This is a genomic window from Sorangium sp. So ce185, from assembly GCF_051526825.1.
Taxonomy (GTDB): Bacteria; Myxococcota_A; Polyangia; order Polyangiales; family Polyangiaceae; genus Sorangium; species Sorangium cellulosum_D.
This window is the reverse complement of the sequence record NZ_CP150316.1, coordinates 842,478-855,254: the sequence shown is the minus strand read 5'-3', so window position 1 is coordinate 855,254 and position 12,777 is coordinate 842,478. Positions and strand designations below refer to the sequence as shown.

7 protein-coding genes are annotated in these 12,777 nt (G+C 73.5%); 2 read left to right on the top strand and 5 right to left on the bottom strand.

All coding sequences use genetic code 11. From position 1 onward, the window contains the following. Positions 1–209: 209 nt before the first annotated feature. From WMF26_RS03295 to WMF26_RS03285, 3 genes are all read right to left on the bottom strand, one after another. Positions 210–1,754 carry a PLP-dependent aminotransferase family protein gene (locus WMF26_RS03295; RefSeq protein WP_437999108.1) on the bottom strand — a complete coding sequence of 515 codons (1,545 nt, stop codon included), beginning with the start codon at positions 1,752–1,754 and terminating at the stop codon, positions 210–212. A 100-nt stretch (positions 1,755–1,854) separates the two neighbouring features. Further along, complete coding sequence (locus WMF26_RS03290; protein WP_061623675.1) at positions 1,855–2,988, bottom strand: hypothetical protein; 1,134 nt, start codon at positions 2,986–2,988, stop codon at positions 1,855–1,857. Positions 2,989–3,284: 296 nt separating this feature from the next. Next, positions 3,285–3,809 carry a hypothetical protein gene (locus tag WMF26_RS03285; RefSeq protein WP_061623674.1) on the bottom strand — a complete coding sequence of 175 codons (525 nt, stop codon included), beginning with the start codon at positions 3,807–3,809 and terminating at the stop codon, positions 3,285–3,287. Between the two features lie 483 nt (positions 3,810–4,292). Between WMF26_RS03285 and WMF26_RS03280 the strand changes: the two genes are divergently transcribed. After that, positions 4,293–8,237, top strand: coding sequence for a serine/threonine-protein kinase (locus WMF26_RS03280; RefSeq protein WP_437999107.1), 3,945 nt, complete (start codon positions 4,293–4,295; stop codon positions 8,235–8,237). Between the two features lie 989 nt (positions 8,238–9,226). Further along, positions 9,227–10,252 carry a squalene/phytoene synthase family protein gene (locus tag WMF26_RS03275; protein WP_437999106.1) on the top strand — a complete coding sequence of 342 codons (1,026 nt, stop codon included), beginning with the start codon at positions 9,227–9,229 and terminating at the stop codon, positions 10,250–10,252. Here WMF26_RS03275 and WMF26_RS03270 read toward each other — a convergent pair. Further along, the gene (locus WMF26_RS03270) at positions 10,240–10,608 is read right to left on the bottom strand and encodes a response regulator (RefSeq protein ID WP_044985472.1); all 369 of its coding nucleotides are present in this window, start codon (positions 10,606–10,608) and stop codon (positions 10,240–10,242) included. The two genes, WMF26_RS03275 and WMF26_RS03270, sit on opposite strands and share 13 nt — an antisense overlap. Then, complete coding sequence (locus WMF26_RS03265) at positions 10,605–12,743, bottom strand: HAMP domain-containing sensor histidine kinase (RefSeq protein ID WP_437999105.1); 2,139 nt, start codon at positions 12,741–12,743, stop codon at positions 10,605–10,607. Before WMF26_RS03265 ends, WMF26_RS03270 begins: the two co-directional genes overlap by 4 nt. Positions 12,744–12,777 lie beyond the last annotated feature (34 nt).

Here is a 12,777-nt window from a genome sequence, read left to right as displayed (position 1 = left end):
CCGCGCGCGACAGCCCACCTTCTAGTCGGCGCGCGGCGCCGCGACGAGGGCCACTTCGCCACGATCGATGGGATCCACCGCGCGCGGCGCGCTCGTGCGCGCGCCGGGGCTCACGCAAAGACGCAGATGCATCATCTTTGTTGTTTTGCGCCTTTGCGCCTTTGCACCTTTGCGTTGAGCTCTCCCTCCGGCTCCCTGGGCGGGTGGAGCTAGCGCAAAGCCACCCGGAGCCGGCGCGCGCCCTCATCGATCTCGTCCTCCCCCGCCGCGGCATACCCGAGCACCAGCGCCCCCGGCCCAGCCGAACGCACGCGGAGCTCGGACAGCGCGACGCACCGCACGCCGTTCGCGGCCGCCCGCTCGGCCGCCGCGCCGTCCGCGCGCCCTGCCGGCAGCCAGCCGAGCAGGTGCATGCCGGCGGGCGCCGCGCGCACCTCGAGCAGCCCCCGGAGCTCCCGCGCCGCCGCCGCCACCAGCGCGGCCTGGCGCCGCTCGTACAGCACGCGCATGCGGCGCACGTGGCGCGCGAAATGGCCCTCGGCCATGAAGTCCGAAAGGACCGCCTGCTCCAGCGAGGGCGACGACACGTCGGCCAGCGCCTTGGCCGCGACGAACGCGTCGACGAGCCCCTCCGGCACCACCAGGTATCCGAGCCGCAGCGACGGCGACAGCACCTTGCTGAACGTGCCCGCGTAGATCACCCGCGCGCCCCGCGATTGGCCCTGAAGGGCGGCGAGCGGCCGGCCCGCGTAGCGGAACTCGCTGTCGTAATCGTCCTCGAAGACCCAGCCGCCCGACGACCTCGCCCAGTCGAGCAGCGCGAGCCGGCGCCCGAGGCTCATCGTCACGCCCAGCGGGAACTGGTGCGACGGCGTCACCACGGCGAGCCGCGCCGGCGGCCCCCGCAGGGCGGCCGCCACGTCGAGCCCCTCGTCGTCCACCGGCACCGGGACCGGCGCCGCCCCGGCCGCCACGAGGGCGCTGCGCGCCGCGGTGTAGCCCGGATCCTCGACCCAGACCGGATCGCCCGGATCGAGCAGCACCTCGGCCGCGAGCGAGATCGCCTGCTGGGCGCCGCCGACAACGATGACCTGCTCCGGCGTGCACCGCACGCCCCGCGCGGTGACGAGGTAGTCGGCGATCGCCCGGCGCAGCGGCGCGTACCCCTGCGGCTCGCAGCGCGGCACGAGCGCCCGCCACGAGCGATCCCAGCGCCGGCTCATCAGCCGGCCCCAGACGGCGGCGGGGAAGGCGTCGAACGCGGGCACGCCCACCTGGAACGCCCAGCCGGCAGGCCCGAGCGGCGGGGCCGCGCGCCGGAACGGCGACGCGGCGCCCGCCACGAGGGCACCGCGCCTCGACAGGGCCCCGGCGCCCGGCGAGGGCGAAGGCCGCGGCTCGGACCTCGGCCGGGCGAGCAGCAGGCGCTCCGGCAAGGCGTCGGCGACGTACGTCCCGGAGCCGATCCGGCCGCGCAGGTACCCCTCCGAGAGGAGCTGCGCGTACGCGCCGAGCACCGTGTTGCGCGACAGGCCGAGGTGGGCCGCGAGCGCCCGCGTCGACGGCAGCTTGCTCCCGGATCGCAGCCGCCCGGCGAGGATCGCGCCGCGCACCGCTTCGTAGACCTGCCGGTGGAGCGGCGCGCTCGACGCCGGGTCGAGCGCCACGGCCGTCACGGCGCCGGCGGGCGGAGAGGCCCGCCGCGGCCGCTTCGTCGAGGTCGTCCGCGGCGTCGTCGAGGTCGTCCGCGTCAACGAGGCGAGCTCCGGCGCCGCCGAAGAAACCGATGGGAAGAACGGGAGGGAGCGCCCGCCGGGCGGCCCGCGCCGCGCGCCGCTCCCCCCGGGGCGCCCGTCAGCGCGTCCCCACCTTCGCGCCCGCGCTGGCGCGCGCCGACGCCGACGCTTTGAAGCTCGGCTTGGGGATCGAGATGCTGGGCGCCTTGATCTGCACGTTCACGCTCGGCGGCGTCACGCGGACGCTCGGCGCCTTGACGTTCACGTTCGCCTTCGCGTGGGCCTTCGCGCCGGCCCCGGTGTGCACGTGGACCTTCGGGTCGAGATCGGCCTTCGCCTTCAGGTCGGCGTGCGCATGCGCGTGCGCGTGCCAGTCGGTCTTCATGCGCACCTTCACGCGCGGGGCGTGCGCGTGGACGGCGAACGCCGCCCCGGCCCGGTAGCCGCAGAGGGCCACCGCCGAGCGGCCCGCGTTCCGCACGGCGACCGTCACCTTCAGCGGATCGGCCGCGAGCGCGAGCTTGCCGGTCAGGTACGCCCCCGCGGCGACCCCCGCGGTCGCGGCCACCGGGGCGAGGACGACCACCTGCGGCGCCTCGGCCACCACGCCGAGCGTGACCTTGCGCTCGCCGATGTCGATGGGCTTCAGATCGGCGTCGAGCACGTAGACGCGGACCTCGCCGGTCACCTCGTCGACCAGGAGCTCGAGGCGGTCGTCGCCGACGATCTCGATGCGCCCGCCGTGCGGGCCGAGCTTGCCCTCCGGCAGCCCGAGGTCCGCCGACCCCTTGGCGTTGGCGTAGAGCTCGGCGGTGCCGCCGGCGGGGACGTGCAGGGTGCCGTTCCACGGCTTGCCCGCGACGTTGAGCGTGTAGCCGATCTCCGTGAGATCCGCCTCGAGCTTGGGGCCGGCGGCGACCAGGAGCCCGGTCTTCGCGTCGAGCGTCAGGGGCAAGGTCTTCTCCCCGGACGCGTCCTTCCACAGCAGCGTGCCGCTCACGTCCTCGCGGATCGGCTTGCCGTCCGGACCGCTGACCACGGCCTTGACGTTCCCGTCCGCGGCGACGTTGAAGGCGGCCTTGCCGCTCTCGTGCTCCTCGACGTAGGCGCCTTCGCCGATCGCCGACTCGGCGGTGGCGGTCACCTCGACCGTCGCGTTCGCCTCGGCCGGCTGCTCTTCCTTGCCGCACCCGGGCGCGGCAAGGGCGATCAGCAGCAGGGCGAACACTCCGGAAAGCTTGGTGATCTTCATGAAATCCTCCTCGGTGCGAGCGAGCCCCCGGCGGTGAGCCGCGGCCTCGCTCGGGCCGGCGCGCCGGAGCCGAAAGCTCCCCGGACGCGCCGACGTCGGGACGCATCATACGACGAGATGCCCCGGAAGGCGCGGACGAGCGCGAATATCGGTGGGAATCAAAAGATCCACGAGAACGGAGGTGGGACAACGGGGCTCACGGCCGCTGAGCGGCCGTGTCGGGCCTACCCGCAATTCGTTCAGGCAGCGATCCGCGCGTCGACCGATTCCCGATCACGCGCGCTGCGGCGCCGCGATCAGGGGCCCTCGGAGCCCTGGCCGTCGGTCGCCTGCGTCGCGATGAGCTGCGGGCACTTGCGCTTCACCGCGTCACAATCCGCGGGAACGGTGTCCAGCGCGCTCAAGGAAGAGTCGCACGTGAGCGCCCGGACCTGCTGCGTCTGGGCGACCAAGCAGACCTCGTACTCGGCCACGGTGGCGGTGCAGCCCGCGCGCTGATCGGTCGGAGGCATGCAGTCCGGGTGGGGGCCCTCCCCCTCGGCCGGCTCCTCCGCGGAGACGCACTCGTCCCTCAGCGTGCCGCACGGCTTCCCGAGGGCGGAGGCCGCGAGGAGCCCCATATATTCACAGGCATCTTCCTTGGTGAGCTTCACCCTCGCCTCGAGCGAATCGCAGGTGGACTGGACGTCATCGGCCGTCAGGTCCTTGAGCTGCTTGCTGCTCATGGCGGTGTCCGTCGGGGCCGAATCTGCACCTTCGCCGCCGCACGCGGCGAGGGAGAGGACGGTCAGAAATGCCCCGAGATGAGTCGATCGCTTCATTCGCTATCTTCCTTTCTAAGTGCGGCCGCGGGCGCGACCGTGAGTCACCCCGAGAGCAAGCCATGTACCTCGTTCTCAGTTGTGCACGATTGAGCCGCTCGACGGGGCGGCGGCCCCGCAAAACAGGACATCGGCCGCGGAGATGCGGAATCCAGCGAGCGAGAAAAGAGAACCATTCTCGACAACCCGAGCGCCTCGAGGGCGCCGAGACGTCCTTGACCGAGCGCCGCGCCGGGAGGCGCTCCGCGGCGCCGGCGCCCGGGCGCGGGCGTGTAGTCGCCTGTCGGTGCGGTGACCTCACCGCGCGGCGCTCGTGCGGTGATCGGGGCCCGACACGGACTTGTTGTAGGATCGGCCGCCCCGTGACATCATCGCAGCCCCTCGGGTGGATGTACTCAGTCCCAGCGGCGATGTGGGGAGACCGCCTTTGGCCTACCACCTGGAGCGAATCCCAGCCCAGGCCCGGGGGGCCGCGGTCCCCAGATGATCACGACGCCAAGCTCGGGCCAGGCCAGGCACGCCCCGGATCTCCCCGTGTCCATCGGGCCGTGGCGGGTGCTCGCGCAGCTCGGCCGCGGCGGCATGGGGGTCGTCTACCGCGCCCAGCACAGCGGGACCGGCGCGCTCGCGGCGCTGAAGACCGTCTGCGTCGGCGACGCGAGCCTCGTCTCCAGCATCCGCCGCGAGATCCACGCGCTCCGGGGCGTCCAGCACCCGGGCGTCGTGCGGATCCTCGACGAGGGCGTCCAGGGCGGCATCCCGTGGTACGCGATGGAGCTGCTCGAGGGGCGCACGCTCCGGGACCACAACCAGGAGCGCTGGCGCCCCGGGACCTCGAACAGCGAGGTGACCGTGAGCGTGTCCGCGATCCTCGACGCGGAGACGAGCACCGCCACGGCCGAGATCGCGCCAGACTCGATCATCCCGCGCTCGTACCAGCCGTTCGCGCCGCGCCCGTTCCACCGCGCGGCGGGCGGCGCGCTCCGCCAGGCGCTGACGCTCCTCCGCGCCATCTGCCGGCCGCTCGCGTACGTGCACGGCCGGGGCGTCGTCCACCGCGATCTCAAGCCGGACAACGTCTTCATCCGCGACGACGGGGCGCCGGTGCTCTTCGACTTCGGCCTCGCCTTCCGGTTCGAGGGCCACAAGGGGCGCGACGAGCTCCAGGCCGGCGGCCGGCTCATGGGCAGCCCGGACTACATGTCCCCCGAGCAGATCCGCGGCGATCTCGTCGACGCGCGCGCGGACCTCTACGCGCTCGGCTGCATGCTCTACGAGGCCGTCACCGGGGCGGTCCCGTTCCTCGGCGACTCGAGCGCGGTCGTGCTGTCCATGCACCTCTACGCCGAGCCGCTCCCGGCCTCCGAGCTCGTCGCCGACGTGCCCCCCGAGCTCGACGCCCTCATCGCGCGGCTCCTCAAGAAGCGCCCCGAGGACCGGCTGGGCTACGCCGACGACGTCGCGAACGCGCTCGCCGCGCTCGGCGCCGACGACGCGCCGCCGCGCGACGAGGCGCCCGCGCCGCCGGCGCAGCCGTACCTGTACCGGCCGCGCCTCGCCGGGCGCGGGGAGGCGCTCGGGCGGATCAACGAGGCGATCGAGCGCGCGAACGAGCGCCGCCAGGGCAGCCTCGTCCTCGTCGGCGGCGAGAGCGGCGTCGGCAAGACGCGCCTCGCGGTCGAGGCGGTGCACCAGGCGGCGCTCGTCCACATGGCCGTGGTCACGGGCGCGTGCGCGGCCGTGTCCGCCGAGGGCGAGCGCGAGGGCGCGGTCAGGGCCGCGCCGCTGCACCCGTTCCGCCCCCTCCTGCTCGCGGTGGCCGACCGGTGCAACGAGCTCGGGCCCGGCGGCTACGACGCGCTGCTCGGCCCGCGCGGCCGGATCCTCGCGCCGTACGAGCCGTCGCTCGCCCAGCTCCGCGGCCACGAGCGCACCCCGGAGCCGCCCGAGCTCTCGCCGGACGCGGCCCGCTACCGGCTGCGGACCGCGCTCGCCGACACGCTCGCCGCGTTCGCGGCGACGAGGCCCGTCCTGCTCGTGCTCGACGACCTCCAGTGGGCCGACGAGAGCTCGCGCGACGTCCTCGAGCACCTCGACGCCGCCTACTTCGCCGCCCACCCCGTGGTCCTGCTCGGCGCCTACCGGACCGACGAGGCGGCGCCCGCGCTCGCCCCGCTGCTCGGCGCGCCCTGGGCGTCGCTCATCGAGCTCGGGCGGCTCGATCGCGCGTCGGTCGGGCGGATGGTGCGCGACATGCTCGCGCTGGACGAGCCGCCCGAGGCGCTCGTGCGCTACCTCTTCGAGCAGTCGGAGGGGAACCCGTTCTTCATCGCCGAGTACCTCCGGGCCGCGATCCAGGAGCGGATGATCTACCGGGACGAGGCCTACGTGTGGCGCATCCGCGCGAGCGCCGAGGGCGCCGCGGCGCAGGCGCTCGCCCGCGCCGCGCGCGCGAGCCAGCCGCCCCCGTCGCTGCCGCTGCCGGGCTCGCTGCGGGAGCTCGTGGCGCGCCGGCTGTCGGGCCTGAGCCCGGGGGCGCTCGCGCTCGCGCGGCTCGCCTCGGTGCTCGGCCGCGAGCTCGAGGAGCGCCTGCTCCTCGGCGCCGCCGGCCTCGCCGACGTCGAGGCGATGGACGCGCTCGCGGAGCTCGCCGGCCGCCACGTGCTCGAGGAGGCCGAGCCGGGGCGGCTCCGCTTCGTGCACGACAAGCTGCGCGAGGTCGTCTACGCCGGCATCCCCGAGCGGGGGCGGCGGGCCCTGCACGGCGCGGCGGCGCGCGCGATCGAGCAGCGGCACCGCGACGCGCCGGACCTCGCCCTGTCGTACCCGCTCCTCGCCCACCACTACGCGACCGCGGGCGTCGTCCAGAAGACGCTCGAGTACCTCGACAAGGCGGGCGCCCAGGCGCTCGCGACCGGCGCGTCCGGCGACGCCGTCGATTTTTACCGGAGGGCGCTCGATCTGGACGGCGCGCTCTCGCCGGAGGAGCGCGCGGCGCCGCTGCGGCGCGCGCGCTGGGAGCGGCGGCTCGGCCAGGCGCACTACAACATGGGCGACCTGATCGGCGCGGAGCGGCACTGCGCCGCGGCGCTGGAGCTGCTCTCGCAGGGCGGCGCGGGGTGGCTGCGCGCGTCGGGCGGCGCGCCGCTCGGGGAGCGCGGCGGCGCGCCGCTCGGGGCGCGGCTCCGCGCCGCGGCGGCCTCGATGAAGCAGCTCGGGCTGCAGCTCGCGCACGTCGCGGGCCTGCCGATCCCGGTCGCGAGCGAAGCGGCCGAGCGCGAGCGCTTCACGGAGGCGTCGCTCGCGGCAGAGAAGCTGTCGGAGACGTACCTGTTCCGCAACGAGCCGGCGCTCGCCTTCCTGGCCGCGCTGGCGGCGACGAACGCCGCGGCGCGGCTCGGGCCGTCGCTCGCGCTCGCGCGCGGCTACGCGACCCTGAGCGTCGCGTTCGGGTATGTCCCGTGGAAGGCCGTGGTGGACGCCTACGCCGCGCGCGCGGCCGAGGCCGCCGCGGCGCTCGACGACCCGCGGGGCGTCGCGTCGGTGTCGCTCCTGCGCGGGCTGACGGCGCTCGGCGAGGGCCGGTGCCGGGACGCGCGGGCCCTGCTGACCGAGGCGGAGCGGCTCGCGGAGGCGCTGCAGGACCGCCGCCGCAAGGAGGAGTGCCTCGCGCTGCTCGCCGGGGTGGCGCACACCGAGGGCCGCTGGGCGGAGGCGCTCGAGCGGTACGGGGCGCTCGCGGACGCGGCGCGCGCGAGCGACAACGCGCAGGGGCACCTCTGGGCGGAGAGCGGCCGCGCGCAGTGCCGGCTGCTGCTCGGCGACGGCGAGGGCGCGACGGCCATCTTCGACGCGCTGTCGGCCGAGGTGCAGCGGATCGGCGACCGCACGCAGCAGATCACGCACGGGCAGGTGGCGCTGGGGCACCTGCTCCGCGGCGCGCGCGACGACGCGCGCGCGGCCGCCGAGCGGACGCTCCCGATGATCCGCGACGGGCAGCCGGCCGGCTACCACTGCCTGTACGGCTACGCCGCGACGTGCGAGGTGCTGCTCGCGCTGCTCGAGGAGGCCCGCGCGCCGTCGGAGCGGCTCGAGCTCGGGCGGCTCTCGGCGGAGGCGTGCCGCGCGCTCGGCCGGTACGCGCGCGTCTTCCCGCTCGGGCGCTCGACCTCGCTCCGCCTGCGGGGGCTCGCCGCGTGGCTCGCGGGCGGCCGCGCGCGCGCGCGGCGGCTCTGGGTCGCGGCGATCGGCGAGGCGCTGCGGCGCGGCCTGCCCGTGGACGAGGCGCGCGCGCGGTTCGAGCTCGCGCGGCACCTCGAGCGCGGGGATCCGCGGCGCGAGCGGCAGATCGCGCGCGCGGTCGGGCTCTTCTCGGCGCTCGATCTGCAGTACTGGCGGGACCGGGCGGCGCGGCTGCGAGAGCGGTAATCGAGGAGGCCCGGCCGCCCGGGAGGGAGCAGGGCGCGCGGGGCGGCGCGGAGGCCCCGCCGAGCTCGCCTTGGACATCACCCCTCCGGCGCGGTGCGTCGGAGGGATGATGTCCTAGGCTCAAACATCGGCCCATCCCCCGCGCGGCCCCGCGCGCCCTGCTCCCTCCCGCGCGGCCTACGGTCTCCCTCCATGGCTTCTCGCTCGGACGTTGGGCCCATCCCCCGCGCCGCACGACCTGCTCCCTCGACGGGGATGTGTCGTCTTCCTATGTCTGGAGCGGATGACCGCGCAGACACGGACGATGGCATCGGGTCGTAACCACAACCACAGAGTCGCCGCGTTCACCGCAGCACGAGCTGTGTGGCGACAAACGCTGAATCATCCAGCTCACGAGTGCGTCTAGCACCGCGCCGGATCGCGCTCGGATCGAGCGGATCGCGCCGCGCGGCACAGCGGGCTGAGCGACGAGGAAAAGGGGGCTCGGCGCGCGACGCCCGCGTGCCGCCCCGCATGACGTCATGTAGGCAGAGCAGCCATCCACCCGGAACTCCGGAAAGGCCATCTGCCCTGGACGACTGAGAGACCGCCGCGACGGACAACCAAGAAGCGAAAACGTCGAGCCAATCCCGGTCTTATCCGTTGGACAACGTATGAGCCCAGGGTATACACCGACGATCATTGCCGGCGCGCTCCCAACACATGGGCAAAACACACAGGGAATCCGCGCATTATCTGCGGAGCCCGTGCCCTGGACGACGAATTTCCGCGTCGACTGGGAGACTATAAGGTCTCATAAAGGAAGGCGAGCACGCGTCACCCCGCATCCGGCGGAGGAGCGGAAAGTTCTACAAGACAGAGGGCAACAAGCATCATCAACACAGGTGATCCCAAGTAGCCAGATTGGGCCATGCCCATAATCACCGACGCTCACGCGCGAGCCCGGGGACACCGGAAACAGGCAACATCAACGTTCGGCACTCGACCTCGTGAAACCTATTCAACCCATCTCCCCCCGACCGCCTTGCTTGCCCCCCGCGGCGCCGGCGTCGGAGCGGACTGCCTACCAGACCATCTCCGCGGTCGTCGGCTCATCGCACTATCGCGCGCTGTCCGACGACGCCTTGAAGGATGAGGACAACGCCGCCTGGGTGCTCGGCCTCGAGCCGGACGTGAAGCAGGCGTGGCTCGACCGCATCCGCTGGATCCGCATCGTCGACCGCCTCGCCGAGAACGAGCGCATCGAGCCCCACGAACGGCGCTTCAGCCGGTTCATGGAGGCCTGGAGGCTGCTCCGTTCACGCGGCTTCGTCGATCCGAGCTGCCCCTTCGCGAGCGAGCTCTCGGCCATCCGCGCGCTGTGGCTCCGGGACGCGAGCGGCCCAGGGCACGACCACCCCGCGCGCGCGGGGCGCGACCAGGACGACATGCAAGCGCGCGCGCTCGCCGCCTGGGACGCCTACCTGCGCGCCCTCGCCGACTACCACGCTCCCGGGCTCCTCATCCGCACGATGAAGGAGCACGACACCATGCTGGCGCGGCTGTCAGGGCATATCTTCCAGCTGGTTCCGTTCCTGACGAAGGAGCACTGGGACGCAGCCGGGGAGTTCGGCCGGCTCGACCAGTTCTTCAATAACCTCCGGGACATGCAGGAAGACGCCGATCGCGGCCTCTGCTACCTGCCCGAGGAGGAGCTCGCGCGCCACGGCGTCACGCGCGCTCAGGTGATCTCCGGACGGTGCGTCGAGCTGCCCGGATACCAGCGCCTGATGCGGTCCTGGCTCGAGGAGGTCATGCCGTCGCTCTACGCGCGGGCAGCGCCGTTCATCGACGCGCGCGGCCTCCACCCTTCGCTCGAGCTCATGAGAGACTGGAGCCTGCGCCGTTATGCCCGCATTGCTCGGGTGTTCCGGGCGACCGGCTTCGATCACCGCCGGTTCCCCGCGCGGTACTGGGCCGAGGTGCGGCGCGACCTCGCCGAGCGGCGGCAGCTCCCCCGCGCTCACCCCGCGTAACGCCTCACCGTCGAGAGGAGCGCGTCCGGGTCGAACGGCTTGCCCAGCCACGCGTCCGCGCCGACCTCGGCCGCCCGCCGGTGCGCGTCGGCCGCGGCGGTGAGCACGATGATGGGCGCCTGCCGACCGTGACGGACCTCGAGCTCGCGCGCGAACTCCGGGCCGTTCATCACCGGCATCTTCATGTCGAGCAGGATGAGATCCGGGAGATCGTGCTCCAGCTTGGCCAGCGCCTCGCGGCCGTTGCAGGCGATCTTGACCCGGTAGCCGTCCTCCTGGAGCACGAGGGAGACGAGCGCCACGAGGTCCGCGTCGTCCTCCACCAAGAGCACCGTCTTTGCATGTCTTTCGCTCATCGTCGGTCCACCGCGGGGGCCTCGCTGCTGAGTGGGACGGTGAAATAGAACGTGCTGCCCTTGTCCTCCTCGCTCTCGAACCAGATGCGACCACCGTGACGGGTGATCATGTCCTTCGCAAGGAACAGCCCGATGCCCATCCCGCCGTAGTCGTGTCGGGTGTCCGTGTGGGCACGGAAGAAGCGCTCGAAGATCCGCTCCTGCTTGTGCGCCGGGATGCCGACGCCCCGGTCGCGCACCGACACGACCGCCTCCAGGCCGGGGATCGAGCCGTGGCGCTGCGAGAAGAGCGCGGCGTCGCAGCGCGGCGGCGAGGACGCCGGCGCGCGCTCGGCCACGACGACGCTGACGTCGATGTCGCCGCCGTCCGGCGAGTACTTCACCGCGTTGTCGAGCAGGCTCGCGAGCACCTGGCGCAGCCGCTCCGGATCGGCGCGCACGACGGGCGGCCGCTCGGCGCCGAGCGAGAGCCGCACGCGGTGGCGGCTCGCCGACTTGGCCACGCGGTCGACCGTCTCCTCCAGGAGCTCCTTCAGATCGACGTCCTCCTCCGAGACCTGGAGCACGTCGAGCGTGACCTGCGAGATCGCCAGGAGATCGTCGACGATGCGGTTGATCCTGTCCGCGCCGCGGTCGATGGCCTCGAGCATCTTGCGGCGGGGCGCCGGCAGGTCGCTCGTGTTGCGCAGGAGCGCGAGCGCGTAGCCCTTCATGATCGCGACCGGCGTCTTGAGCTCGTGCGCGCCGACCCGGATGAACTGGTCCTTGACGAGATCGAGCTCCATGAGCTCCGTCACGTCGCGGGCGACCGTGACCGCGCCGAGGATCGCCCCGCCCTCGCTGCGGATCGGCGCCGCGCTGGTGCGCAGGAAGACGTCCCGGCCCGCGCGGCCGTTCGCGAGCACCTGCTCCTCCTGCACGATGGTCTCGCCGGCGAGCGCCCGCACCATCGGCAGCTCGTCGCGCGTGAAGGCGCGGCCGTCGGGGTGGCGCATCCGGCTGAGGTCCATCACCTCCTCGACCGTCCGGCCGGCCTCCTCCGAGCGGCCCGAGAGGCCGAGCAGCCTGAGCCCCGAGGCGTTGATCATCGTCAGCCGGCCCTGGCGGTCGCACGCGAACACCCCCTCGACGAGGTTGTCCAGCACGGCCCCGAGCTGCGCCGCGCGCTGCGCCGCGTCCTGCAAGAGGCGCTCGCGCTCGGCCAGGTAGCTGCGCATGCGCCGGGACGACTCCTCCAGGCGATCGACCATGGCGTTGACGCCGCCCGCCAGGGCGCCGATCTCGTCCTTGAAGTAGACCGGGATCCGCTCCAGCCGGTCGACCTCGCCGCGCTGGACGATCTTCTGGATGACCGCGGCGACCTGCTGGAACGGGCCCGCCAGGGCGCCCGCGAGGAAGCCGGCGCAGACCGGCGCCCAGGTGACCGCGACCATCGAGAAGATGGCCAGCGTGAGCTTCAGGCCGGGCTTGGCGGGCCCCGCCGTCTCGCCGAGCACCATCGCCGCCATCCAGCTCGTCGGCGCGATGGCGAGGCAGGCGCCGAGGATCACGAGGCGGACGGCGAGCGAGTAGCCCTTGCCGGGCACGGACAGGCCGCGCTCGCGGGCGATGAGCGAGATGACGCCGGCGGCGGGCGAGAGCAGGCGGCCGAGGATGCTGTAGGCGAGCGGCAGCGCGGCCGCGAAGAGCGCCAGCGCGAATAGGGCCAGCGCGACGCCGCGCTGGACGTCGAGCGGGCGCTGGTCCGGCGCGATGTAGTAGAGCGCCACGGTGACCGGCAGGTACAGGAGCGCCCAGGAGACGGCCCAGACCGTCGCGAACGAAAGCGGCGTGTCGTAGGCGGCGTTCGCCGCGGCGAGGATGAGCTCCTCCGGAGGCGCCGCGCCGCCGCCCAGCTCCTCGACGCTCGCGCCGCTCCGGAGGGGGTGGCCCACGGCGTACCGCCGGAGGTGCTCGATCGGACGGAGCATGTGGACGAGCAGCGCGACGAGGCCCGCCGTCTTCACGAGATACATGAGCCCGATCATCCCGAGCATGCGCGCCTGGACCCCTGAATCCACGACGCCGAGGAGCCGCAAGTGAGCGACCGGGACGAGCAGGCTATACGGCAGCTCGATGCCGAACGCATAGGCCACGACCCGGGGTGTGAAGGATGGAGTCCGCGCCCTC